Origin of the sequence: Micromonospora sp. SH-82 (assembly GCF_051132485.1) — a bacterium.
In the GTDB taxonomy this organism is placed as follows: Bacteria; Actinomycetota; Actinomycetes; order Mycobacteriales; family Micromonosporaceae; genus Micromonospora.
Genome location: NZ_CP148049.1, coordinates 5,952,842 through 5,975,849 on the forward strand (window position 1 = coordinate 5,952,842; position 23,008 = coordinate 5,975,849).

Below are 23,008 nucleotides of genomic sequence, written 5' to 3' on the forward strand. Positions count from 1 at the left end.
GTTCACAGCGGAACCCTCAGCAGCAGGCCGAACAGGACATAGATGAGGACCGTCACCCCGGCGGGGAAGAAGACCAGGTCCTTGATGCCCCGGCCACCCGCGATCCAGGTGAGGGCGGCGACGTACACCAGCCCGGAGACCAGGAAGTGCAGGTAGTACCAGAGCAGGCCGAAGGCCACACTGGCCACGACGAAACCGGCCACCCGTACGATCCCCGAGCGGACGACCGGGCCGTCCTCCTCGTCGTCGACCTTCGGCGTCTTGACGAAGGCCGAGACGATCTGGAGGACCGACAGGCCCATGATCCCGAAGGCCAGGGCCTCGGGCCAGATACGGGGGCTCACCGCCATCGCCCGGGTCGGCAGCTCGATCGAGCGGGCCAACCCGAGCAGTACGGCGCCCAGCACCAGGAAGACCGCCCCCAGTGCCGCCTCGCGCCATCGCGAGGCGGCACCGTGGTCACCCTTGGTCGTCGGGTGGATGGCAGCCATCAGCCGTAGATCTCACCGAAGCGGTCGAACTCGGCCTGGGTGAACTGGGTGGCCTCGTCCGGCGAGGTGGCCAGCGGGGTGTTGCCGGCCTTGGTCATGACGTCCTTGAAGGTCTCCGAGGAGGCGGCCTTCTGGACGGCGTCGGCGAGGCGCTGCTTGACGTCGTCGGGCAGCCCGGCGGGGGCGCCCATCAGGCCCCAACCACCGATGACCACGTCGATGCCCTGCTCCTTGGCGGTGGGGGCCTCGGGGAGCGAGGCGACCCGCTCGGGGGCCAGGACGGCCAGGATGCGCAGCTGGTTGTTGTTCGCCGCCGAGGCGGACTCGCTGACCCCGGCCATCACGGCCTGGACCTCGCCGGAGACCCCGGCGGCCACGGCGGGGGCACCGCCGTCGTACGGCACCGGCTTGAAGGTGGCGCCGGCCGCCTCGCCGAGGGCCAGGGTGGCGGCCTCCCAGATCGCGCCGGCCCCGGAGTTCGACACGGTGATCGTGTCCGGGTTCTCCTTCGCTGCGGCGATCAGCTGGTCGAGGGTCTGGTACGGGCTGTTGGCCGGCACCGACAGGGTCGCCGGGGCGTTCATGACCTGCCCGAGGATGGTGTACTGCTCGGGCTTGATGTCGGCGCCCTGGTGACCGAGCATGGCCACCTCGACCGGGATGAACCCGATGGAGTAGCCGTCGGCCGGACGGTTCTTGAGGTAGGTCAGGCCGACCCGTCCTCCACCACCGGTCCGGTTCTCCACCACGATCGACCGACCGAGGTCCGCCTCCAGCTCCTTGGCCAGGGTCCGGGCGGTCAGGTCGGAGCCGCCGCCGGCACCGGCGTGCACGACGAGGGTGAGGTCCTTGTCCGGGTAGTTGTCGGAGGACGCCTCGCTGCCGCCCCGGTCGGCGCAGCCGGACAACACGAGGGTGCCGGCGACGGCGAGAGCGGCGAAACGCAACACACGTGATCTCATTGATCGTTCTCTCTCTGGACGGGGGTGGGGGGAATCGAGGAACGCAGCCGTGAGCAGGTGGTCTGCAGGTGGCGATGAAGTTCGGCCTTGACCTCGGGAACCTTGCCGGCCACGATCAGCCCGGCGAGGTCGTGGTGCTCCCGCGCCGAGGGCGCGAGGTCGGCCAGCCGCTTGCCGGAGGCGTGCAGCAGGCCCTCGATGGTGGGTCGGAACTGGTTCCACAGGACGCTGAGCCGGGTCAGCCCGGCGGACTCGAAGAACGCACTGTGGAACCGGATGTCGGCGGTGGTGAAGGCGGACGAGTCACGATCGGCCAGGGCCGCGTCCATGTCGACCAGGGCGGCCTGCAACGCGACGGCGAGGGCCTCCCGCCGTACGGCGATGGCTCGTTCCACCGCCAGCAGCTCGAAGGCCTCCCGCAGCGCCATCAGCTCCTCGATGTCGGCATCGCTCAACGAGCGGGTGACGACGTTGCGGCCGGAGCCCGTGACCAGGCCCTCCGACCGCAGGATCCGGATGGCGTCCCGGACGGGTCCCCGGCTGACCCGGAACGAATCAGCCAGCTCCTCCTCGACGAGTCGGGTCCCCGAGGTCACGTCGCCCACGATGATCCGGCGGCGCAGCTCGGTGGCCAGCCTCTCGCCGAGGGATTCCACCCTGATCGGCCTGACGTCCAACACGTTTAAAGCCCTCCTGGTAACTGTTAACAGTTAACACTCGACTCTTTCGTCGGTCAACGGTTGATGACGAGCGAGTTTCTCGAGGTTTCGTACCGATGTCATCCCAGGTCAACCCGGCTGTGTCGGGTTGCGAGGGACCCAGTGGGAGCAGCGGACCCGGCGGACGGGCGGCGCCCGCGACCGGGCGATCCGACACCGGGAACGGACAGTCGTCCGGCGGCGAAGGGGGCAGCGCGGGGACGCCCGGCGGGAGACCGCGCGGCACGGGGGCGTCCGGCGCGAGACGGGCAGTCGTGCGACAGTGCTGGGGAGCGGTGCCGAGACGGGTCGGCGCGCGCAGGAGGGCACCGGACGGGGCAGCGGGGGCACGTGAGGGTGGTACGGGTGGGCACGCGACAGGCGGTGGGGTGGACGCGCGATCCGGCGCAGTCCCACCGGATGCCGCATCTGGCCAGCCCCCTCAAGCGGACCAAAACGCCCGTTCGCGCCCAGCCAGGTTACGCGTTCGCAGACCGTGCGTCGCGGTGGGAATCGCGCCAGGTGATACTGACAACCTCCGATCAGGCAGCCTTTGTCGACCGATCGACACGCACCCGGGGATCGCGCTTGACACACAGCCACCGGTAGCGTTTCGGAAGCGGAACGTGACCAGTGGACCGGTACGCCTGAACCACGACCTCGAGGAGAGCCGATCGTGAAAGCAGACGCGGTGTTGGTGACGGAGTTGCAGGCGTTGCGCCGCCGTCGGCCGGAGATCAACGGCGGGGTGCTGGCCGGTACCGACGGTCTCCTCGTCGCCAGCGATCTGCCCACCACCGACGCCACCCACCTCGCGGCGATCTCCGCAGCCAGTTTCGGGCTCGGTCAACGGATGGCCGACACCGTCGACCGCAGCGAGTTCCAGGACCTCGTCCTGGCCACCTCGAAGGGGTGGGTGGTGGTCTGCCCCGCCGGGCTCCACGCGCTGTTCACCCTGGTCACCGGCCCCACCGACGACCTCCCCCGGCTACGGGGCGAGGCCCGGGAGGTGGCCGACCGGGCCGGTTCGGCCTTCGACGCCCACCGCACCGGCGTGGCCGCCGTCCAGCTCACCCAGGGCTACGGTCCGCTGGCCATGCGGACCCCGATGGCCACCCTGCCGACCCAGCTGCGCCGCACCCGCCCCCCGGCGTGGCGGCGTCCCCCCGTCTGACCCCGGCGTCGCCGACCGGTCGAGGCCGACCGGTCACCGCCGCCGGGGTCGTCGGTCAGCGGCTGTCGGAGCCGGGGTCGTCGAGCACGGCCCGTCCCGCCTCCAGTCGGGCCACCGGGACCCGGAACGGCGAGCAGGAGACGTAGTCGAGGCCGACGTCGTGGAAGAAGTGCACCGAGTCGGGGTCGCCGCCGTGCTCGCCGCAGATCCCGAGCTTCAGGCCGGGCCGGGCGGCCCGGCCCTCCTCGGCGGCGATCCGGATCAGTCGGCCGACCCCGTCCCGGTCGATCGACTCGAACGGCGAGATGCCGAAGATGCCCAGCTCCAGGTAGCGCCAGAAGAACGCGCCCTCCACGTCGTCCCGGGAGAACCCCCAGCCCATCTGGGTCAGGTCGTTGGTGCCGAAGGAGAAGAACTGGGCCGCCTCGGCGATCTGCCCGGCGGTGAGCGCCGCCCGGGGTACCTCGATCATCGTGCCGATCAGCACCTCGACCCCGCTGTCACCCACCACCTCCGCGATGATCTTCTCGGCCTCGGCGCGTACCGTCTCCAGCTCCTGGACCGCGCCGACCAGCGGGACCATGATCTCCGGCCGGGCCGTCGAACCGGCCCGGGTGACGGTCACGGCGGCCTCGGTGATCGCCCGGACCTGCATCGCGAACAGGCCGGGGATGACCAGGCCGAGCCGGACCCCACGCAGGCCGAGCATGGGGTTCTCCTCGTGCATCCGCCGCACCGCCGCGAGCAGGGCCTCCTCCCGGGCCACGTCCTCGCCGCGCTCCTGGGCGACAGCCACGTCCACGGCGAGCTGCTCCAGCGGGGGCAGGAACTCGTGCAGCGGCGGGTCGATCAGTCGGACGGTCACCGGTAGCCCGTCCATCTCCCGGAAGATCTCCACGAAGTCGGCGCGCTGCAACGGCAGGAGGGCGGCGAGGGCCTCGACCCGGTCGGTGTCGGTCCGGGCCAGGATGAGCCGCTCCACCAGCTCCCGCCGGTCACCGAGGAACATGTGCTCGGTCCGGCACAGCCCGATGCCCTCGGCCCCGAACCGACGCGCCCGGGCGGCGTCCGCCCCGGTGTCGGCGTTCGTGCGGACCGCCAGCCTCCGCCGGTCGTCGGCGTGTCCCATGATCCGGTGTACGGCCCGGACCAGCGGCTCGTCGCTCGCCGAGGGATCGAGGTCGCCCTCGAAGTAGCGGACCACCTCGGAGGGGGTGACAGGCACCTCCCCCAGGTAGACATTGCCCGTCGTGCCGTCGATGGAGACCACCTCCCCCTCGGTGACGGTCCTCCCGGCGACGGTGAACCGGCGCTGCGGGACGTCGACCTCGATCCCGTCGGCCCCGGAGACGCAGGTCTTGCCCATCCCCCGGGCCACCACTGCGGCGTGGCTGGTCTTGCCGCCCCGGGAGGTGAGGATCCCCCGGGACGCGATCATCCCGTTCAGGTCGTCGGGGTTGGTCTCCCGGCGGACCAGGATCACCGCCTCGCCCTCGCCGGCCAGCTCCACGGCGCGGGCCGAGGTGAAGACGACCCTCCCGCAGGCCGCACCGGGGCTCGCGCCGACTCCGGTGGCGACCGGTTCGATGCCGTGGTCGAGCTGGAACCGGGGGAACATCAGCTGCGCCAGTTGGGCGCCGGTGACCCGGTGCAGGGCCTCGTCCAGGCTGATCAGCCCCTCGTCGACCAGCTGGCCCGCGATGACGAACGCGGCGGCGGCGGTCCGCTTGCCGACCCGGGTCTGGAGCATCCAGAGCTTGCCGCGTTCGATGGTGAACTCGATGTCGCACAGGTCCCGGTAGTGCCGTTCCAGCCGGGCCATGATGTCGAGCAGTTCGTCGTAGGAGGACTTGTCGATCCGCTCCAGCTCCTGGAGGGCGACGGTGTTGCGGATCCCGGCGACGACGTCCTCGCCCTGGGCGTTGGCCAGGTAGTCGCCGTAGATCCCCTGGTCGCCGGTTGCCGGGTCGCGGGTGAAGGCGACTCCGGTGCCGGAGTCGGGGCCGAGGTTGCCGAAGACCATGGCGACCACGTTGACGGCGGTGCCGAGGTCGGCGGGGATCCGCTCCTGACGGCGATAGAGCACCGCCCGTTCGGCGTTCCACGACTCGAAGACCGCCCGGACGGCCAGGTCGAGCTGCTCGCGGGGGTCCTGCGGGAAGTCCCGGCCGGTCCGGTCGGCGAAGATCTTCTTGTACGCGTCGACCAACCGGCGCAGGTCGGCGGCGTCGAGGTCGAGGTCGTTCGTGCACCCCTTGGCGCGCTTGACCTCGTCGAGGGCGTGCTCGAACTCCTCCCCCGGCACCTCGCAGACGGTCTTGCCGAACATCTGGATCAGCCGCCGGTACGAGTCCCAGGCGAACCGTTCGCCGCCGTCGGCGCTGCCGGCGCCCCCGGCCTGGGCGGCCAGCCCGACCACGCTCCGGTCGTTGAGACCGACGTTGAGGACGGTCTCCATCATCCCCGGCATGGAGAACTTCGCCCCGGAGCGGACCGAGACCAGGAGCGGGTCGTGCGGGTCGCCGAGCCGTCGGCCCATCGCCCGTTCCAGGGCGGCGAGGTGGGCGGCGATCTGATCGGCCAGCCCGTCGGGCTCCCGCCCGTCGGCGAGGTACGCCTGACACGCCTCGGTGGTGATGGTGAACCCGGGCGGCACCGGGAGCCCCAGGTTGGTCATCTCGGCCAGGTTGGCACCCTTGCCGCCGAGGAGGTCTTTGAGTTCCTTGTTGCCCTCGTCGAAGCCGTAGACGTACTTGTGTCCCGATTGTTCCGTCGTCCGCTCTGCTGCCACCGGAGCCCTCCCACGCACGTCGACCCGACACTTAACGAAGGTTCAGTTTCCGCCCGAAGCGCGGCCCACCTGGAGTTCGAGGGGGTTCGACATCGACGGGTGGGCGAAGGTTAAGCGACGCCGACCTGCTGCGGGACCATTTGGTGACCATGTGCACAGTCGTCACGACCATCCGCTTTCACCCCGGTCCCTGGGAACGATCCCACGCGCACGTTCACGCATGTTCGCTGCTCCTCGTATCCTTGACGGCACCCACCGTCAAAATTCGTGTTTGCCATTTCCCACGCGAATACCCCTCGGAGTTGCCAGTGCCCCCCATCCCCGGCTCCCCCACCCCGCTTCCCGACGCCCGGCCGGGCCCCGCCGTTCCGACCCCGAGACCGGCCGTCGAGACGACGAGCGCGGGCCCGACCCACCCCGCCCCCGGCACCCGGGCCGAGGCGCGGCTGACCGACGTGGTGCCGGCGCCCGAGCGGGTGGAACCCGCCCCGGAGCAGGACTTCGTCCTCCCGGAGGACGCCGTCGTCCGGGTCGACGGCGGCGCAGGAGCCCGGGACGTCGCCGACCACCTCGCCGACCTGCTCCGCCCGGCGACCGGATACCCGCTGCCGGTGACCGAGACGGCCACCGCCGCGTCGCCCGGGGAGATCGCCCTGACCCTGGACGCCGACGCCGCAGACGGACTCGGCCCGCAGGGGTACCGCCTCCAGGTCGCCACCGACGGCGTACGGCTCACCGCCGGCACCGCCACCGGCCTGTTCCACGGGGTGCAGACGCTGCGCCAACTCCTCCCCGCCGCGATCGAGAGCCCCACCCCGGTCACCGCCGCGTGGGTACTGCCCGGCGGGACGATCGTGGACCGGCCCCGGTTCGCCTACCGGGGGGCGATGCTCGACGTGGCCCGGCACTTCTTCGCCGTACCGGACGTGCTGCGGGTCCTCGACCACCTGGCCCGATACAAGATCAACCATCTGCACCTGCACCTCACCGACGACCAGGGGTGGCGGATCGCCGTCGACACCTGGCCACGTCTTGCCACCGTCGGCGGGGCGGGAGCCGTCGGCGGCGGCCCCGGCGGGTACTACACCCGCGACGACTACCGACTGATCCTCGACCACGCCGCACGGCGGCACGTCACGGTCGTACCGGAGATCGACCTGCCCGGGCACACCAACGCAGCGCTGACCGCGTACCCACAGCTCGCCCCGGACCGGGTCGCGCCGCCGCCGTACACCGGCACCGAGGTCGGGTTCAGCTACGTCGACCCCACGAGCGAGCAGACGTACGCCTTCGTCACCGACGTCCTGCGCGAGGTGGCCGCGGCGTCGCCCGGACCGTACCTGCACATCGGCGGGGACGAGGCGTTCAAGGTGCCCGCCGACGCGTACGCCCACTTCGTCGAACGGGTCCAGCGGATCGTCTCCGACCTGGGCAAGACGGTGATCGGCTGGCACCAGATCGCCCCGACCGACCACGTCGACCGGCGGATCGTCCAGTGGTGGGGCACCGACGGGAACGACCCGACCACCGCCGAGGCGGTACGCCGGGGCGCCCGGCTGGTCCTCTCCCCCGCCGACCGCGCCTACCTGGACATGAAGTACGACCCCGACACCCCGATCGGCCACGACTGGGCCGGTCTGATCGACCTGCACCGGGCGTACGACTGGGATCCGGGGACGCACCTGACGGGCGTGCCGGAGTCGGCGGTGCTGGGCGTCGAGGCCCCCCTGTGGACCGAGTCGGTGACCACCCGTACGGAGATCGAGTTCATGCTCTTCCCCCGCCTACCCGCGATCGCCGAACTCGCCTGGTCGCCCCGGGCCACCCACGACTGGTCCGGCTTCCGCCACCGGCTCGCCACCCACCTGCCCCGGTGGGACCGGGCCGGCATCACCTACCACCGGGGCACCGAGCTGCCCGGGTCCACCGCCGCCACGGTCCCGACACCCCGGACGGACGCTCAGGAGCCGGTCCCGACACCTCGGACGGACATTCAGGAGGAGGTGACCCACTCAGGGGCCAACACCGACCAGACCTCGATGTCCTGACGCTGTCCCCGGTACAGGTAGCTGTCGCGCAGGACGCCCTCCCGGGTCATGCCGAGACGCCGGGCCACAGCGATGCTCGGCGCGTTCCCCGAGGAGACCCGCCACTCGATCCGGTGCACGCCCCGCTCACCGACCGCCCAGTCGATCAGGACCCGGCAGGCCCGGGTGACCAGGCCCCGACCCACCGCCGACGGCTCCAGCCAGCAACCCGCCTCGGCGGAGCCGTTGCGCAGGTCCATGGTCCGCAACAGGACCCCGCCGACCAGCCGCCCCCCGGACCAGATGCCGTGGATCCGGCCGGTGTCGGCCGCCGCCCGCTCCGCGTAGGACAGCAGGTACGCCCGGCTCGACTCCAGGTCGACGACCAGGTCCGGCAGGCCCACGTACCGCCCGATGAACTCCCGGCCCCGGTCGATGTGGGCGAGGAACTCCCCGGCCCGCCACGGCTCCAACGGACGCAGCTGAGCGCCGTCACCCAGGTCCACCGCGAACATCTCGCCTCCCGGTCGCACTGTCCTTCTCGACATCGCCGGATCGAGAGTGCCACCTTCGACGACGCGTCGGACACCCCGTCACATCGGCGGAGTGTCGCCGGTCCCGGTCAGGGGCCGGGCTCGCAGGGACCGGGGTGGTCGGCGACGCGGGGGCACCGGCGGGAGCCCGCGACCCGGGCGTCACACCAGACCCGGGTACGCGCCGACTGATGGTCCTCGGGACTGAGGGTGACCTCCCCGAAGTCGACCATGGGCAGGTGCCCCCACGATCCGCGCAGGACGCCGACGAGGGCCGCTGCCGCCTCCCGGCTGGTCGAGGTGGTCGGCAGGTGCACCACCCAACGGGTCCCCGTCGCCGCCGTACCCTGCCTCGGGGCCAGTCGGCGGGGCGGGGCGACGACGAGCGCGTCGACTCGGCGAACCTGTCGAAGCTGCCAGCGGCGTACCGTCCGGCGGATCCGTTCGGCCTCGGACTCGGCGGTGATCCGGTCGCGGTTCAGTCTGTCGAGTTCGTCGGCGATCCGGTCGAGGTACGCGCCGACCCGTTGCGGGTCCAGCCCCCGACGTCGAACGTCGAAGGCGACGGCGCGGACGTTGCACGGGTACAGACGGTCACCGGTCGGCTCGGTCACGGCCCTCCTGTCCTGAGCACGGCGGCACCGGGGCGGGCGGGGACGACCGGTACGACCGCGCGCGCCGCATCGACCGGAGCCCAGCACCCACCCCGGGCCGGGTCTTCTCCCTGCCCCTGACCGAGGCAGACAGTGATCGGGGTCGGAGCAACGGGGCGGCCGTCGGACGAGGTGTGTCCCGTGCCGGTCGTTGCTCCGACCGAGGTCTGGACCGCAGTGCCTAGCTGGGGCCTTCCCTCGTGACTGAACCATATCGTCATTACTGGTAAAGTCAACGATGCGCTTGAAGTTCTCCCGGCTGCCGTGATCAGATGGTGGGGCCTAGCTGGGAGTCATTCGCATGCCCGCACCACGAAGGTTCGAACCGCATTACCGGCGCATCATCGCCGACGTCCGGCAGAAGATCGCCACGGGCGAATGGCCGCCCGGACACAAGCTTCCCTCCACCAAGGCGCTCGCCGAGTTCTACGAGGTCGGCAGCCCGTCCACGGTGCGACAGGCGATCACCATCCTCATCGAGACCGGCGAACTCTACGGCCACCAGGGCCTCGGAGTCTTCGTCGCGGAGGGGCCGTCGTCGTCCTGAGCGGAGGTGGCGGGGTCAGCCGCCGGAGTCGGCGAGTTCGGCGCCGACCGGGGCGGCGTCGTCGTCCCGGCTGGCCAGCCAACCGTCGGGCAGGAAGACCTTGCCGGGCGAGTTGGTCCGGCCCCGGGGCTGACCCAACGTCTGCACCGGGAACGGCTCCGCCGGATCGAGCTTGCCGAGCAGGTCGTCCAGCTCGGTCAGGCTCTCGATCATCGCCAGGGACCGGCGCAGTTCGCTGCCGACCGGGAAACCCTTGAGGTACCAGGCCACGTGCTTACGGAAGTCGGTGCAGCCGTCGCGCTCGCCCCGGGACGGGTTGCGGGACCCGACTGTGAACTGGTCGACGAGCAGCTCCGCGTGCCGGCGCATGGTCAGGGCCACCTCGCCCAGGGTGGGCAACCGCCGTTCCGGGCGTCCGGCGAAGGCGGCCTCCAGGTCGGCGAAGAGCCACGGCCGACCGAGACAACCCCGGCCCACCACCACCCCGTCCACCCCGGTGTGCGCCACCATCCGCAGGGCGTCGTCGGCCTCCCAGATGTCGCCGTTGCCGAGCACCGGCACGTCGAGCGCCTCTTTCAGGGTGGCGATGGCGTCCCAGTCGGCGGTTCCCGAGTACCGCTGCGCGGCCGTACGCCCGTGCAACGCCACCCAGGCGACCCCGGCGTCCTGGGCGGCCAGCCCCGCCTCGACGTACGTCAGGTGGTCGTCGTCGATGCCCTTGCGCATCTTGACGGTGACCGGCACCCCGGCGGGTGACGCGGCCTCAACGGCGCCAGTGACCAGCCGGGCGAAGAGTCGGCGACGCCAGGGTAGGGCCGCCCCGCCGCCGCGCCGGGTGACCTTCGGGACGGGGCAGCCGAAGTTGAGGTCGATGTGGTCGGCTAGCCCCTTGTCGACGACGATCCGCACTGCGGCGGCGGTGGTCTCCGGGTCGGTGCCGTAGAGCTGGAGGCTGCGCGGTCGTTCGCCCTCACCGAAGGCGATCATCCGGAGGGTCTTCGGGTTCCGCTCGACCAGGGCGACCGTCGTGATCATCTCGCAGACGTAGATCCCGCCGCCCTGTTCCCGACAGAGCTGGCGGAAACCGACGTTGGTGATCCCGGCCATCGGCGCGAGCACCACCGGCGGCCACACCCGGTGCCCCCCGAGGGCCAGCCCCCGCTCCCCGCCCACCCTCTCACTCACCCCCCGAGTGTAAGGAAGCGTCCCTCACCCCCGCAGACGGCATGGCTCGGCACCCCTCTGCCGGCAGAACCATGATCCTTTGCAGTTGACCCACCCGACACGCCGGGAAAGAGGTAGGTATTCCGCAAACGATCAGAAGAAAGGGCCTCTTCTTCGACGCACGACGCACGACGCACGACGCCGAGGAAGAGGCCCTCTCTTGGTCAGCAGCCGGGGAGTCGCTCGATGAGGTAGCGCTCGACCTGGTCGAGGGAGATCCGCTCCTGGGTCATGGTGTCCCGGTTGCGGATGGTCACCGCGTTGTCGTCGAGGGTGTCGAAGTCGACGGTGACGCAGAACGGGGTGCCGATCTCGTCCTGACGGCGGTACCGGCGGCCGATGGCCTGCGAGTCGTCGAACTCCACCACCCAGCGCTTGCGCAGGTCGGCGGCGAGCCCCTTGGCCTTCGGGGAGAGCGCCTCGTTACGCGACAGCGGCAGGACCGCCACCTTGACCGGGGCCAGCCGGGGGTCGAACCGCATGACGGTGCGCTTGTCCACCCCACCCTTGGTGTTCGGCGCCTCGTCCTCGTCGTACGCCTCCAGGAGGAAGGCCAGCACCGCCCGGGTCAGACCGGCGGCGGGCTCGATGACGTACGGGATCCAGCGCTCGCTCTTGGTCTGGTCGAAGTACGACAGGTCGACCCCGGAGTGCTTGCTGTGGGTGGAGAGGTCGAAGTCGGTCCGGTTGGCGATCCCCTCCAGTTCGGCGAACTCGCTGCCGCCGAACCGGAACCGGTACTCGATGTCGACGGTCCGCTTGGAGTAGTGGGAGAGCTTCTCCTTGGGGTGCTCGTGGAAGCGCAGGTTCTCCTCGGTCAGTCCCAGGTCGAGGTACCAGTTCCAGCGCTCCTGCAACCAGTACTCGTGCCAGGTCTCGTCGGTGCCCGGCTCGACGAAGAACTCCATCTCCATCTGCTCGAACTCGCGGGTCCGGAAGATGAAGTTGCCCGGGGTGATCTCGTTGCGGAACGACTTGCCGGTCTGGGCGATGCCGAACGGCGGCTTCTTCCGGGCGACCGTCTCCACGTTCTTGTAGTTGACGAAGATGCCCTGCGCGGTCTCGGGGCGCAGGTAGTGCAGCCCCTCGTCGCTCTCCACCGGGCCGAGGTAGGTCTTCATCAGGCCGTTGAACATCTTCGGCTCGGTGAAGGTGCCCTTGTTGCCGCAGTTGGGGCAGTTCAGGTCGGTCAGCGAGGTCAGCGGCTTGCCGTGCTTCTCCTCGTACGCCTCTTCGAGATGGTCGGCCCGGAACCGCTTGTGGCAGGACTGGCACTCGGTGAGCGGGTCGACGAACTCGGCGATGTGGCCGCTGGCCTCCCAGACCCGACGGGCCAGGATGACTGCCGAGTCCAGCCCGACGACGTCGTCGCGCTGCTGGACCATGGTCCGCCACCACTGCCGGCGGACGTTCTCCTTCAGCTCCACGCCGAGCGGACCGTAGTCCCACGCCGATCGGGTGCCTCCGTAGATCTCACTGGAGGGAAAGACGAAACCCCGGCGCTTGGCGAGGCTGACGACGGCGTCGATACGGTCGGCTGGCATGTGTCTCCTCCTACGCCGACTGGCGGTCGGCGGGGACGACGGTGGACGGTACGGGCACTTCGGGACCACGGTACGACCACATTCGGTCCCGACGCCCGCACATTACCGGGGACCGTTCACTCCACCCCGCAGACCTCCATGCCGGCGGTCTGGTCGTTCAGTTCCAGGACCACCCGTCGGGTGTCCCGGTCGCCGTCGTCGTAGGTGACGTCGACGGCGACGGTGAGGGTGACCTCGTCGACGTCGCGTACCCGGAAGGAGGAGACCTGCGGTTCGGCGCCCACCCGCTGCTCGAACTCCGACTTCGACTCGCGGCCGCGTTCGGAGGGACAGAGCATGTCGTACGCCTCGCCGTACCGCTTCTCCACCAACGCCTGGTAGTAGTCGTCGGTGACCGCCCGCCCCTGCTCGTCGACGGCCCGGACGTTGGTCACCCCCAGGCCGATGATCGCCGCACCACCCCCGCCGCAGCAGAGCAGCACGATCAGTGCGCCCACGCCGAGGCCGAGCCAGAGTCGACGGTTACGCCCCTCGGTGGGGGGCGCGGCGAACGGGGGGTTCACTCCGGGGCCGGGAGGCGGGGGCGGGACCGTCGCCGGAGACCCAGCCGGTGGCGGTGCCGACGACCCAGGCAGCGGCGGTGCCGACGACCCGGCCGGTGGTGGTGCCGGCGACCCAGGCAGCGGCGGTGCCGACGACCCGGCCGGTGGTGGTGCCGGCATTGCGGGCGGCGGTGGTGCCGGGTCCGCCCCGTCGGCCGGTCCGTCGCCTGGCGGCACCGGATACTGCTGAGGGCTGGCCGGTCCGGGATCGGTCATAGGTGCAGGGTAGTGCCCGGGGTTCAGCGGTACGGCTCTGCGGCCCGATCGCTGGCGGTCACCACCACGGCCCCGCCGGGTGCGGCACCGGCCAGCACCTCGTACGCGGACGGCTCGTCGATCGACTCGGCGAGCAACGGAATCGAGTGGATCTTGACGTCGAAATCCCCCAGCGCCCGCCGGTACGTCCCGACCGACTCCCACTCGGTGACCATGCTCCAGTGGCTCGGGTCGTCGAGTGCCCGGAGCAGTTGTCCACGGAGGTAGCCGGGGCGGGCGGCGAGGGCGGTGAGGGCGGCGTGCGCCCGTTCGGTGAACGTGTCGGTGGCGTCGGTGTCGACGTCCACCACGAACCGGTTGGTGACCAGCACCGGTCTCCTCCTCGTGGAGTCTGTGGGATCGTCGTCGATCCTCGTAGCATCGGTGGATGCAGCGTACGTCCCGCCCTCTGCCGGCCCGCCTGGCCCGGGTGAACCCGACCGGGGTCTTCCTGGCCACCCTGGTGTTGATCCTGGTGGCGCTCTTCGCCCCCGGCCTGCTGGGGGCGACGCTGGCGCTGCTGCTCGCCGCCGCCCTGGTCGCCCTGTCGGTGCTCACCTGGTCGGTGCAGACCGCCACGAACCGGGTGATCCGCCTGGTCGCCGTCACCCTGTTGATCGCGCTCGCCCTGACCAAGCTGCTCTGACACCGGGGGGTCGCCCGGTCGGCGTCGGACGCACCTGGGCACCCCACGGTGTCGGCGGGTCGCCCTGGTCAGACACGGCACCGGTGGTCGTGTCATGCAATCATGCGGCTTTGACAATCAATTTCACTAGGCGGAGAGTAGGGCTCATGAACAGGCCTTTCACCTCTCGCACCCTGGCCGCCGCGACCGCCGCACTACTGACCGTGACCAGCGTGACGGCCTGCGGCACCGACGACACCGCAGGCGGCGACCCCGACCGGGTGGACGTGGTGGCCGCGTTCTACCCGTTGCAGTTCGTCAGCGAGCGGATCGGTGGCGAGGCGGTCACGGTGACCAACCTCGCCAAGCCGGGCGCCCACGCCCACGACCTGGAGTTGAACCCGAGCCAGGTGGGCGAGATCAGCCGGGCCGACCTGATCGTGTACCTCGACGGGTTCCAGCCCGCCGTCGACGAGGCGATCGAGCAGAACAGCAAGGACCGGGCCTTCGACGTCGCCACCGTGCAGCCGCTGCGCGACGCCGCCCCCGGTGGCCACAGCCACAGCCACGAGGGCGAGGACGGCCACGACCACGAGGACGAGGACGGTCACGACCACGACCACGACCATGACCACGAGGACGAGAAGAAGCCCGAGGAGGAGAAGAAGCCGGAGGCCGAGCAGCCGGCCGACTCCGACGGGGCGAAGGACCCGCACGTCTGGCTGGACCCGACCCGGCTGGCCACCATCGGCGACAAGCTCGCCGAGCGGCTCGGCCAGGTCGCCCCGGAGCAGGCCGCCGACTTCACCGCCCGCGCCAAGCAGCTCCGGACCGAGCTGGAGCAGCTCGACGGCGAGTTCACCGAGGGCCTGAAGACCTGCCAGCGCCGGGAGATCGTGGTCAGCCACACCGCCTTCGGGTACCTCACCGAGCGGTACGAGCTGGAGCAGATCGGGATCACCGGGCTGACCCCGGAGAACGAGCCGTCCCCGCGCCGCCTGGCCGAGGTCGCCGAGTCCGCCCGGGAGCACAAGGCCACCACCATCTTCTTCGAGACGCTGGTCAGCCCCAAGGTCGCCGAGACCATCGCCACGGAGGTCGGGGCGAAGACCGCGGTACTCGATCCGCTGGAAGGACTGTCGGCCGACAACGATGGCGACTACTTTTCGGTGATGCGCGCCAACCTTGCGGCGCTCCGTACCGCGTTGGGATGTTCGTGAACGAACCTGTCATCACCGTCACGCACGGGGTGGTCGGCTACGACGGCCGCCCCGTGCTGCGTGACGTCTCGGTCGCCGTGACCGCCGGCGAGGTGGTCGCCGTGCTCGGGGCCAACGGGTCGGGCAAGTCCACACTGATCCGGGCGGTGCTCGGGCTGGTGCCGCTCGCCGCCGGCACCGTGGAGCTGTTCGGCACCCCGCTGCGCCGGTTCCGGCAGTGGCACCGGCTCGGCTATGTGCCGCAGCGGCTCGGGGCGGGCAGCGGCGTACCGGCCACCGTCCGGGAGGTGGTCGCCTCGGGGCGGCTGGCCCGTCGGGGCGTCCTGCGCCCGCCCGGGGCCGCCGACCGGGCCGCCGTGGCCGACGCCCTGGACGCGGTGGGCCTCGCCGACCGGGCCGGTGACCCGGTGGCCACCCTCTCCGGTGGTCAACAACAGCGCACCCTGATCGCCCGGGCCCTGGCCGGCCGACCGGACCTGCTGGTCCTCGACGAACCGACCGCCGGGGTGGACGCGGCCAGCCAGGAGGCCTTCGCCGGGGCGCTGCGCGGCTTCGTCGACGGCGGCGGAACCGTCCTGCTGGTGGCCCACGAACTCGGTCCCCTCCGGCCCGTGATCAACAGGGCGGTGGTGGTGCACCAGGGCGGCATCGCCCACGACGGCGCGGTGCCCGAGCCCGCCGGCCACCACGCCGAGCCCGGCCACGACCACGTGCACCCGCACGGTCCCGACGAGCCCGTGGGGCTGTGGAGCAGATGAGCATCGAACTCTTCCAGTACCCGTACATGCAGCGGGCCCTGATCGGCGCGCTGGTGATCGGCCTGGCCGCCCCCGCCCTCGGGATCTACCTGGTGCAGCGGCGGCTGGCCCTGATCGGCGACGGGGTCGGGCACGTGGCGCTGACCGGGGTCGGTGCCGGGCTGCTGTTCAACCAGTCCCCGGTGCTGGCGGCGGTGATCGCGGCCACGCTCGGGGCGGTCACCATCGAACTGGTCCGGGCGCGGGGTCGCACCTCCGGGGATCTGGCCCTGGCGCTGCTGTTCTACGGCGGAATCGCCGGCGGGGTGATGCTGGTCGGGCTCTCCGACAGCACCAGCGCCAACCTCAACACGTACCTGTTCGGGGCGTTGACCACGATCTCCCCCACCGACCTGACCACCATCGCGGTGCTCGGCGCGACGATCACCGTGGTGATGCTGGCGCTGCGCCCGGCCCTCTTCGCGGTCTGTCACGACGAGGAGTACGCCCGGGTCTCCGGCCTGCCGGTGCGGACCCTCAACCTGCTCCTCGCAGTGGCCACAGCGGTGACGGTGACGATCGCCATGCGGGCCGTGGGGGTGCTGCTGATCAGTGCGCTGATGGTGGTTCCGGTGGCGACGGCGCAGCAGGTCACCCGGGGTTTCCTCAGCACCATGGGTGCGGCGATGACGCTCGGCCTGTTCGCCGCCGGTGGCGGGGTCTGGGTGGCTGCGAACGCCGACACCGCCCCCGGCGCCTCGGTGGTCCTGCTGGCCATCGCCTCCTTCCTGGTCGTCGCGGTGCTCGGTGGCCTGTGGCGGGTCGTACGCCGTCGCAACACCCCGGACCCGATTCCGGTCGCCGAACCCTCCGAGGTCGTGCTGCGTTGAGGCGGTTGCCCGGCGGCTGGTGCTAACGGTTACCGTTGCACGGTGACCAGCACGACCGGGTACGACGCGTACGAGGGCGCCAGCGAACTGCTGCGCGCCCTCTCGGCGCCCATCCGGTTGGCCATCGTCAGCGAGCTGGCCGAGGGGGAACGCTGCGTTCACGAGCTGGTGGAGAAGCTCGGCACGACCCAACCGTTGGTCTCCCAGCACCTGCGGGTGCTGCGCGGAGCCGGGGTCGTACGCGGCTCGCGACGCGGTCGGGAGATCGCGTACGCGCTTGTCGACGAGCACGTCGCGCACATCGTGGCGGATGCGGTCAGCCACGCCGGGGAGGGATCATGACCGAGGCAGGCACCGGAACCGTCCGCAACACCAGACAGCGCACCGCGGTCAGCGCCCTGTTGAGCGAGGTCGACGGGTTCCACAGCGCCCAGGACCTGCACGCCATGCTGCGGGGGCGGGGTGAGCGGGTGGGGCTGACCACCGTCTACCGCACGTTGCAGGGGCTGGCCGACTCGGGCGAGATCGACGTGATGCGGATGCCCGGCGGCGACCACCTCTACCGGCGGTGCAGCGAGGGACACCACCACCACCTGGTCTGCCGCTCCTGCGGCCGGACCGTGGAGGTGGCCGGGCCGACGGTGGAGACTTGGGCCGGGCGGGTCGCGGCGCAGCACGGTTACACCGACGTCAGCCACACCCTGGAGATCTTCGGGACCTGCCCGACCTGTTCCGGCTGACCACCCCGCCGCCTTCGGGCAACCGGGGCGACCAGGACGACCCGGCTGACCAGGCCGGTCTGCCCCGCAAAACGGGGACATCGACGGGCGGGCGGGTGCGTGGCACGCTGACCGGCGTGAAAATCTACGCCGACCGTTCCCCCGTCGCCGTCCGTCAACTCCTCACCGATCTCCTCGTCGTCGCCTGGGTGTACGTGTCGATCCGGGGCGCGCTCTGGCTGCACGACCTGGTCGAGAGACTCGCCGTACCCGGGCAGAAGCTGGAGGGGGCCGGGGGCGGGCTGGCCGACAACCTGGCCGACGCCGGCGGGAAGGTCGGCCGGGTGCCGCTCGTCGGCGACGAGCTGACCGCCCCCTTCGAGCGGGCCGCCGGGGCCGCCCGGGCGATGGCCGAGGCCGGCCGCGACCAGCAGGAACTCGTCGACCAGCTGGCACTGGCCCTGGCGGTGGCGGTGCTGGTCTTCCCGATCGGTCTGGTGGTGTTCGGCTGGCTGCCGCTGCGGTTGCGCTGGATGCGCAGGGCCGCCTCGGCGGCGGCGCTGGCCGCCGTCCCGGCGGGACGGGACCTGTTGGCCCTGCGGGCGTTGACCAACCAGCCGGTACGGCGGTTGACCCGGGTCTCCCCCGACGTGGCGCAGGCGTGGCGACGCGGTGACGACGCCACGGTGAACGCGTTGGCCGAGTTGGAGCTGCGCCGGTTGGGCGTCCGCAGCCGTCGCTGAGGCGCGGGCGGGTCCGCAGACGGGCGCTGCCCCCGGGAGACCTCCCGGGGGCAGCGGACCGAAGCCGTGGCGGTCGGGCCGGGTCCGGGCTCGGCGACGACGGGCGTCGGACCTCAGGGGTTCGGAGTGTCGTCGAGGTCGGTCTCGCCCCCGTTGCGTCGGACCTCAGGGGTTCGGAGTGTCGTCGTCGTCGTCCAGATCGGCCTCGCCCCAGTTGCGCCTGCTGAACGGTAGCGCCACCCAGAACGTCAGGAACCAGACGCCGGTGAGGCCGCTGAGCACCAGGGCCACCCACCAGGGCAGGACGAAGTCGGTCACCAGCATGACCGCGCTGACCATGGCGATCAGCATGAAGAAGAGGCCACCGCTGGCCATCCGGTGGGCGAACCGCACCAGCTCCGGCTTGCGACCCTGGCGGAACAGCGCCCGGTGGAACGCCACCGGCGAGATGATCATCGCGGTGGCCGCCGCCGCTGCCAGCAACGCCACGATGTAGACGTCGCGCTGGAAGGCGGTGGTCCCGTCCCAACCGGCGCTGAACGGCAGGGTGAGCAGGAAGGCGAAGAGGATCTGCACGCCGGTCTGCGCGACGCGCAACTCCTGGAGCAGGTCGGCGAAGTTACGCTGCCAGCGCTGCTTCTCGGTTTCCTTGGACACGCGCTACCTCCGGGAAGACGTACCGCCCACGGGGGCCACCCCCGTCGAGCGACAACGCCTTTGCCCCGACCACCACAGCGCGAAACCCACTCACATCTGTCACTGTCGCCACCCTCGGGTGCCCCACCCCGTCCACCTGGGAAATCGTCACGCGCCGATCCGGTGGAGGATCGCCTCGGCCAACGCCCCGGGCCTCTCGTCGGGGATCCAGTGGCTCACCCCGGGCAACTCGACGAAGCGGTACTCCCCCGTCACCTGACCGGCGCACGCCTCGGCGGCGGTCCGTCCCACCGCCGGGTCCTCGTCGCTCCAGACGTACGTGGTCGGCACCCGGGACGGCCCGACCTCGGCGAGATCGGCCGGAGACATGGCCCGATACCAGTTCAGGGCGGCGGTCAACGCTCCCGGCCGACGCATCGGCTCCAGATAGCGGGCCACCCGATCGGCGTCGCCGACCCCGGACAGCAGCGACCGCAGGGCGGTGGCGTCGTCGGCGAGCAGGACATCCTCCGCCGTACCGGTCTGCCGGAACAGTCCGATGTACGCCGACCGGTCCTTCTGCTCGGGGTCCGCACGCATGGCGTACGCCATGGCTGTCGGGTGCGGCACCGAGACGGCGGTGAGGGTCCGCACCCGGTCGGCGTGCCCGGCGGCCAGACGCCAGGCGACCAGGGCACCCCAGTCGTGACCGACGACGTGGGCGGTCGGCGCGTCGAGGGCGTCGAGGAGGGCGACCGCGTCGGCGACGCACTCGCCGATCCGGTAGTCGGCCACCTCGGTCGGCCGGGCCTGCGGCGAGTACCCCCGCTGGTCCGGCGCGTACGTGCGCAGCCCGGCCGCGTGCAGGGCCGGGACGACCTCGTCGAACTCCCCACCGTGCTGGGGGAAGCCGTGCAGCAGGAGCACCGGTACGCCGTCGGTGGGCCCGCCGGTACGGACTTCGAAGGTGAGATCTCGCGCTTCGACCAGCATGATCGCAAAATACCCCACCAGAACGGCCCTACTCGTACGGCTGCTTCGGGGCCGGCACCTCCCGCCAGGTCTCCACGTCGACGAACGGGATCTCCGCGTCGTTGACCGGGTCCCGCCCGATCCGGTCGGTGTACCTGCCGACCACCTCCACCCAGGTGTCGTCGGGGAGCCCGGCGGGTACCTGACCGGTCAGTCCCAGCTTCACCGGACGTCCGTCGGCGGCGCAGCAGGAGAGCACCATCCGGGCCAGGATCGGCTGCCCGTCGGGGCCGGTGACCACGAAGCCGGTCAACTGGACCCGCCGGTCGCCGATGGACTCCCCCGCCTCGAACAGCGCCCGGGAGGCGTAGTCGAGGACGGTGATCCGCACCGGGTCGCCGGGCGGGAGGGTCGGGTAGTCGGAGAGCCCGTCGGCGGAGATCGTGGTGCCCGCCCGGCTGACCGAGTACGACCCCAGGGGCGGCGGAGCGACGAGGAGCAGGCCGAGCACCGGCAACAGGAGCAGCCAGCCGACCCGGGGCTCGTGGTGGGTGTGGCCGTGGCCGGCGGGGGCCGGTTCGTCGGCGGAGACCACTGTGGCGCTGCGGGCCGGGGTGGACACCCGTCGGGGCAGGAGGGGGCGCAGTTCGTACCAGAGGGTCATCACGGCGGCGGCGACCAGCGCGAGCCCGGCGGCGACGAGGAACGGTTGCAGCCCCGCCTTCACATAGCGCAGGTGCAGGTCGGTGACCCCGGCCCGGACCACCGCCCCGCCGAACAGGAGCAGGATGACCGCCTGGGCCTGCCGGTTCACAGCAGCACCGCCCCGGTGGCCACGGCCACCGTCACCGCCACCACGAAGGTCGCCGGGGCGAAACGGTAGGCGAACCGGCGGCCGAAGACCCCGGACTGCATCGCGACGAGCTTGAGGTCGACCATCGGACCCACCACCAGGAACACCAGCCGGGACGTGAGGGAGAACTGGGACAGCGACGCCGCCACGAAGGCGTCCGCCTCCGAGCAGAGGGAGAGCAGGACGGCGAGCAGGGCCAGGGCGATCACCGACAGGACCGGGTCGTCGGCGAGGGTCTGCAACCACCGCTCCGGGACCAGGACGTTGATGCTGGCCGCCGCCATCGCCCCGAGCACCAGGAAGCCACCGGCGTGCATGACGTCGTGTCGGACGGCCGACCAGAAGGCCGCGCCCCGGGAGAGTCCGTCCAGGTCGGGCCGGTGCGGCAGCTTGATCCAGTCGGCCCGCCCCAGCCGCAGCCAGAGCCACCCCATGATCACGGCGACGACCAGGCTGGCCAGTCCCCGGGCGACGACCATCTCGGGGTTCCCCGGGAAGGCGACCGCCGTGGCGGTCAGCACGATCGGGTTGATCGCCGGGGCGGCCAGCAGGAAGGCAAGGGCGGCGGCCGGGGTGACCCCACGACGGATCAGCGAACCGGCGACCGGCACCGACCCGCACTCGCACCCCGGGAGGACGAATCCGGCAGCACTCGCCACCGGTACGGCGAGACCGGGTCGCCGGGGCAGTGCCCGCGCCCAGAACGAGCGGGGCACGAAGACCGCGATCACCGCCGAGAGCACCACCCCGAAGACCAGGAACGGCGCCGCCTGGACCATGATCGAGACGAAGACGGTGGTCCAGGTCTGGAGCCGGGGGTCCGACAGCACCCCGGCGATCGGGTCCCGGAAGAAGACCAGGAGGATCAGCAGGGCCGCGAGCACCTCGACGGAGCCGATCCGGTCACCGAGGAGGCGTCGCCCCCCGTCACCGCCCGGGGAGCCACCCGGCGGCGTCCCCGACGGATCCGGTCGACCTGCGGGCGGATCCGCCCCCTCGGCCGTGGTGGTCGCCCGCTCACCGTCGGCCGGGCGCTCGACAGTGGTGGCCGGTCGGTCGGCAGTGGTCGGGTCGCCGTCGTTCATCAGCAGTCCCTCCACCCACGACGCGCGCCCTCGTCGACGCCCCGGTCTCCACCGGACCGCCTCGGGCGACGGCGACGGCGGGCCGAGCGTACTTCTCCGCAACGGGTCGCGTCGATACGGCCACGCCGGGGGTGTGGACGACGTCGGCAACCCGCATGGTGAACGCCGTCACGAGCAGCGAAAAGATCACTTTGCCGGGCCAAACTCCGCAGTGTTAGCGTCACGAGACAACTTCAACTCCGACAGGGGAGCGCACAGCGCTGAGAGTGCGGGTCACCACCCGCAGACCCTCGAACCTGATCTGGGTAATTCCAGCGCAGGGAGCTCGGTCGACCTTCAGCCGCGTCGCCGTCCGGTGACCCGGACGCGGCGTGCGTCTTCTCCTGGTTCGTGTCCGGAACTGGGAGCATCCACGTGAGCCACACCGACAACAACCGCTGGCGGACGATCGACATCGTGGTCGCCGCCGTGATCGCCGTCTCCTTCGGGGTGATCTTCTGGGCCTGGGGCCTGCTCTGGCGGGCCGTCGACCCGGCCTTCGCCGCCGCCCCGGCGAGCCAGGCCATCATGTACGGCGTCTGGCTGGTGCCCGCCGTCCTCGGTGGGCTGGTCATCCGCAAGCCCGGAGCCGCCCTGTTCTGCGAGGCGGTCGCCGCGACGGTCTCCGCGCTGCTCGGTTCCGAGTGGGGCGGGATCACCATCGTGCAGGGGCTGATCCAGGGACTCGGTGCCGAGTTGGCGTTCGCCGCGTTCCGGTACCGCTCCTTCCGGCTGCCGGTGGCGGTGCTGGCCGGGGCGCTGACCGGGCTCAGTGCGGCCCTGTTCGACTTCTTCACCTGGAACGTCGAGTACGCGCTGGTCAGCTACCGTCTGCCGTACGCCGCCCTGACCGTTGTCAGCGCCGCCCTGATCGCCGGGGTCGGCGGGCACTACCTGACCCGGGCCCTCGCCGGGACCGGTGTGCTCGACCGGTTCCCGGCCGGCCGCGACCGTACCCTGGTCTGACCCCACCGCCGGCCGGTCAGCC

At 71.4% G+C, this 23,008-nt stretch carries 26 protein-coding genes and 1 riboswitch; of the genes, 12 read left to right on the forward strand and 14 right to left on the reverse strand.

Annotated features, from left to right (window positions below; genetic code table 11):
* Positions 1-2: 2 nt before the first annotated feature.
* The 3 genes from WHN02_RS26100 to WHN02_RS26110 are packed head-to-tail and all read right to left on the reverse strand — an operon-like array spanning position 3 to position 2,133.
* On the reverse strand, positions 3-491 hold the full coding sequence (locus tag WHN02_RS26100; protein ID WP_434741285.1) for a tripartite tricarboxylate transporter TctB family protein: 489 nt from the start codon (positions 489-491) through the stop codon (positions 3-5).
* A complete protein-coding gene (locus WHN02_RS26105) occupies positions 491-1,453 on the reverse strand; it encodes a tripartite tricarboxylate transporter substrate binding protein (RefSeq protein ID WP_434741286.1) in 963 nt (320 codons plus the stop codon). Before WHN02_RS26105 ends, WHN02_RS26100 begins: the two co-directional genes overlap by 1 nt.
* The gene (locus tag WHN02_RS26110; protein WP_434741287.1) at positions 1,450-2,133 is read right to left on the reverse strand and encodes a GntR family transcriptional regulator; all 684 of its coding nucleotides are present in this window, start codon (positions 2,131-2,133) and stop codon (positions 1,450-1,452) included. Before WHN02_RS26110 ends, WHN02_RS26105 begins: the two co-directional genes overlap by 4 nt.
* Positions 2,134-2,827: 694 nt before the next feature.
* Here WHN02_RS26110 and WHN02_RS26115 point away from each other — a divergent pair.
* Positions 2,828-3,325 carry a roadblock/LC7 domain-containing protein gene (locus WHN02_RS26115; protein ID WP_434741288.1) on the forward strand — a complete coding sequence of 166 codons (498 nt, stop codon included), beginning with the start codon at positions 2,828-2,830 and terminating at the stop codon, positions 3,323-3,325.
* Between the two features lie 55 nt (positions 3,326-3,380).
* Here the strand turns inward: WHN02_RS26115 and ppdK are convergent, their stop codons facing one another.
* On the reverse strand, positions 3,381-6,116 hold the full coding sequence (ppdK, locus tag WHN02_RS26120) for a pyruvate, phosphate dikinase (RefSeq protein ID WP_434741289.1): 2,736 nt from the start codon (positions 6,114-6,116) through the stop codon (positions 3,381-3,383).
* 302 nt (positions 6,117-6,418) lie between these two features.
* On the opposite strand from ppdK, the gene WHN02_RS26125 reads away from it, so the two are divergent.
* Positions 6,419-8,164, forward strand: coding sequence for a beta-N-acetylhexosaminidase (locus WHN02_RS26125; RefSeq protein WP_434741290.1), 1,746 nt, complete (start codon positions 6,419-6,421; stop codon positions 8,162-8,164).
* Here the strand turns inward: WHN02_RS26125 and WHN02_RS26130 are convergent.
* Positions 8,110-8,658 (reverse strand): GNAT family N-acetyltransferase, encoded by a 549-nt coding sequence (locus tag WHN02_RS26130; RefSeq protein ID WP_434741291.1) that lies wholly within the window; start codon positions 8,656-8,658, stop codon positions 8,110-8,112. The genes WHN02_RS26125 and WHN02_RS26130 overlap by 55 nt on opposite strands.
* A gap of 107 nt (positions 8,659-8,765) precedes the next feature.
* Positions 8,766-9,290: a DivIVA domain-containing protein gene (locus WHN02_RS26135; protein WP_434741292.1), complete on the reverse strand. Its 525-nt coding sequence runs from the start codon at positions 9,288-9,290 to the stop codon at positions 8,766-8,768.
* 340 nt (positions 9,291-9,630) lie between these two features.
* Between WHN02_RS26135 and WHN02_RS26140 the strand changes: the two genes are divergently transcribed.
* Positions 9,631-9,876, forward strand: coding sequence for a GntR family transcriptional regulator (locus WHN02_RS26140; RefSeq protein WP_434741293.1), 246 nt, complete (start codon positions 9,631-9,633; stop codon positions 9,874-9,876).
* A 15-nt stretch (positions 9,877-9,891) separates the two neighbouring features.
* Here the strand turns inward: WHN02_RS26140 and dusB are convergent, their stop codons facing one another.
* The 3 genes from dusB to WHN02_RS26155 form a co-directional block, all read right to left on the reverse strand.
* Positions 9,892-10,983, reverse strand: coding sequence for a tRNA dihydrouridine synthase DusB (dusB, locus tag WHN02_RS26145; protein ID WP_434744079.1), 1,092 nt, complete (start codon positions 10,981-10,983; stop codon positions 9,892-9,894).
* Positions 10,984-11,264: 281 nt separating this feature from the next.
* A complete protein-coding gene (locus tag WHN02_RS26150) occupies positions 11,265-12,644 on the reverse strand; it encodes a glycine--tRNA ligase (RefSeq protein WP_434741294.1) in 1,380 nt (459 codons plus the stop codon).
* A 116-nt stretch (positions 12,645-12,760) separates the two neighbouring features.
* Positions 12,761-13,207 (reverse strand): Rv0361 family membrane protein, encoded by a 447-nt coding sequence (locus WHN02_RS26155; protein ID WP_434741295.1) that lies wholly within the window; start codon positions 13,205-13,207, stop codon positions 12,761-12,763.
* Between the two features lie 47 nt (positions 13,208-13,254).
* On the opposite strand from WHN02_RS26155, the gene WHN02_RS26160 reads away from it, so the two are divergent.
* The gene (locus WHN02_RS26160; protein WP_434741296.1) at positions 13,255-13,464 is read left to right on the forward strand and encodes a hypothetical protein; all 210 of its coding nucleotides are present in this window, start codon (positions 13,255-13,257) and stop codon (positions 13,462-13,464) included.
* A gap of 21 nt (positions 13,465-13,485) precedes the next feature.
* Here the strand turns inward: WHN02_RS26160 and WHN02_RS26165 are convergent, their stop codons facing one another.
* Positions 13,486-13,833 carry an antibiotic biosynthesis monooxygenase family protein gene (locus WHN02_RS26165; protein WP_350895007.1) on the reverse strand — a complete coding sequence of 116 codons (348 nt, stop codon included), beginning with the start codon at positions 13,831-13,833 and terminating at the stop codon, positions 13,486-13,488.
* Between the two features lie 56 nt (positions 13,834-13,889).
* Between WHN02_RS26165 and WHN02_RS26170 the strand changes: the two genes are divergently transcribed.
* From WHN02_RS26170 to WHN02_RS26200, 7 genes are all read left to right on the forward strand, one after another.
* On the forward strand, positions 13,890-14,147 hold the full coding sequence (locus tag WHN02_RS26170; protein ID WP_434741297.1) for a hypothetical protein: 258 nt from the start codon (positions 13,890-13,892) through the stop codon (positions 14,145-14,147).
* A 146-nt stretch (positions 14,148-14,293) separates the two neighbouring features.
* On the forward strand, positions 14,294-15,346 hold the full coding sequence (locus tag WHN02_RS26175) for a metal ABC transporter substrate-binding protein (protein WP_434741298.1): 1,053 nt from the start codon (positions 14,294-14,296) through the stop codon (positions 15,344-15,346).
* Positions 15,343-16,104, forward strand: coding sequence for a metal ABC transporter ATP-binding protein (locus tag WHN02_RS26180; protein ID WP_350895046.1), 762 nt, complete (start codon positions 15,343-15,345; stop codon positions 16,102-16,104). The genes WHN02_RS26175 and WHN02_RS26180 overlap by 4 nt, the downstream gene beginning before the upstream one ends.
* A 2-nt stretch (positions 16,105-16,106) precedes the next feature.
* The gene (locus WHN02_RS26185; protein WP_434744080.1) at positions 16,107-16,973 is read left to right on the forward strand and encodes a metal ABC transporter permease; all 867 of its coding nucleotides are present in this window, start codon (positions 16,107-16,109) and stop codon (positions 16,971-16,973) included.
* Between the two features lie 42 nt (positions 16,974-17,015).
* A complete protein-coding gene (locus WHN02_RS26190) occupies positions 17,016-17,315 on the forward strand; it encodes an ArsR/SmtB family transcription factor (RefSeq protein ID WP_350895010.1) in 300 nt (99 codons plus the stop codon).
* Positions 17,312-17,713: a Fur family transcriptional regulator gene (locus WHN02_RS26195; protein ID WP_434741299.1), complete on the forward strand. Its 402-nt coding sequence runs from the start codon at positions 17,312-17,314 to the stop codon at positions 17,711-17,713. Before WHN02_RS26190 ends, WHN02_RS26195 begins: the two co-directional genes overlap by 4 nt.
* A 116-nt stretch (positions 17,714-17,829) precedes the next feature.
* Positions 17,830-18,435 carry a hypothetical protein gene (locus WHN02_RS26200; protein ID WP_434741300.1) on the forward strand — a complete coding sequence of 202 codons (606 nt, stop codon included), beginning with the start codon at positions 17,830-17,832 and terminating at the stop codon, positions 18,433-18,435.
* Between the two features lie 165 nt (positions 18,436-18,600).
* Here the strand turns inward: WHN02_RS26200 and WHN02_RS26205 are convergent, their stop codons facing one another.
* From WHN02_RS26205 to WHN02_RS26220, 4 genes are all read right to left on the reverse strand, one after another.
* The gene (locus tag WHN02_RS26205) at positions 18,601-19,092 is read right to left on the reverse strand and encodes a DUF6328 family protein (protein ID WP_434741301.1); all 492 of its coding nucleotides are present in this window, start codon (positions 19,090-19,092) and stop codon (positions 18,601-18,603) included.
* A gap of 147 nt (positions 19,093-19,239) precedes the next feature.
* The gene (locus tag WHN02_RS26210) at positions 19,240-20,064 is read right to left on the reverse strand and encodes an alpha/beta fold hydrolase (protein ID WP_434741302.1); all 825 of its coding nucleotides are present in this window, start codon (positions 20,062-20,064) and stop codon (positions 19,240-19,242) included.
* A 28-nt stretch (positions 20,065-20,092) separates the two neighbouring features.
* Complete coding sequence (locus WHN02_RS26215; protein ID WP_434741303.1) at positions 20,093-20,857, reverse strand: TIGR03943 family putative permease subunit; 765 nt, start codon at positions 20,855-20,857, stop codon at positions 20,093-20,095.
* On the reverse strand, positions 20,854-21,981 hold the full coding sequence (locus WHN02_RS26220) for a permease (RefSeq protein WP_434741304.1): 1,128 nt from the start codon (positions 21,979-21,981) through the stop codon (positions 20,854-20,856). Before WHN02_RS26220 ends, WHN02_RS26215 begins: the two co-directional genes overlap by 4 nt.
* A 234-nt stretch (positions 21,982-22,215) precedes the next feature.
* Positions 22,216-22,322: riboswitch (TPP riboswitch) on the forward strand.
* Between the two features lie 73 nt (positions 22,323-22,395).
* Between WHN02_RS26220 and WHN02_RS26225 the strand changes: the two genes are divergently transcribed.
* Positions 22,396-22,986: an ECF transporter S component gene (locus tag WHN02_RS26225; protein ID WP_434741305.1), complete on the forward strand. Its 591-nt coding sequence runs from the start codon at positions 22,396-22,398 to the stop codon at positions 22,984-22,986.
* The last annotated feature ends 22 nt before the right edge of the window (positions 22,987-23,008 follow it).

What these genes read in the sequence shown, in the direction of transcription:
- WHN02_RS26100 (WP_434741285.1), bottom strand. Translation starts at nt 491, where the DNA reads ATGGCTGCCATCCACCCGACGACCAAGGGTGACCACGGTGCCGCCTCG.
- WHN02_RS26175 (WP_434741298.1), top strand. Translation starts at nt 14,294, where the DNA reads ATGAACAGGCCTTTCACCTCTCGCACCCTGGCCGCCGCGACCGCCGCA.
- dusB (WP_434744079.1), bottom strand. Translation starts at nt 10,983, where the DNA reads ATGGCCGGGATCACCAACGTCGGTTTCCGCCAGCTCTGTCGGGAACAG.
- WHN02_RS26210 (WP_434741302.1), bottom strand. Translation starts at nt 20,064, where the DNA reads ATGCTGGTCGAAGCGCGAGATCTCACCTTCGAAGTCCGTACCGGCGGG.
- WHN02_RS26130 (WP_434741291.1), bottom strand. Translation starts at nt 8,658, where the DNA reads ATGTTCGCGGTGGACCTGGGTGACGGCGCTCAGCTGCGTCCGTTGGAG.
- WHN02_RS26140 (WP_434741293.1), top strand. Translation starts at nt 9,631, where the DNA reads ATGCCCGCACCACGAAGGTTCGAACCGCATTACCGGCGCATCATCGCC.
- WHN02_RS26150 (WP_434741294.1), bottom strand. Translation starts at nt 12,644, where the DNA reads ATGCCAGCCGACCGTATCGACGCCGTCGTCAGCCTCGCCAAGCGCCGG.
- WHN02_RS26105 (WP_434741286.1), bottom strand. Translation starts at nt 1,453, where the DNA reads ATGAGATCACGTGTGTTGCGTTTCGCCGCTCTCGCCGTCGCCGGCACC.
- WHN02_RS26220 (WP_434741304.1), bottom strand. Translation starts at nt 21,981, where the DNA reads ATGAACGACGGCGACCCGACCACTGCCGACCGACCGGCCACCACTGTC.
- WHN02_RS26170 (WP_434741297.1), top strand. Translation starts at nt 13,890, where the DNA reads ATGCAGCGTACGTCCCGCCCTCTGCCGGCCCGCCTGGCCCGGGTGAAC.
- WHN02_RS26195 (WP_434741299.1), top strand. Translation starts at nt 17,312, where the DNA reads ATGACCGAGGCAGGCACCGGAACCGTCCGCAACACCAGACAGCGCACC.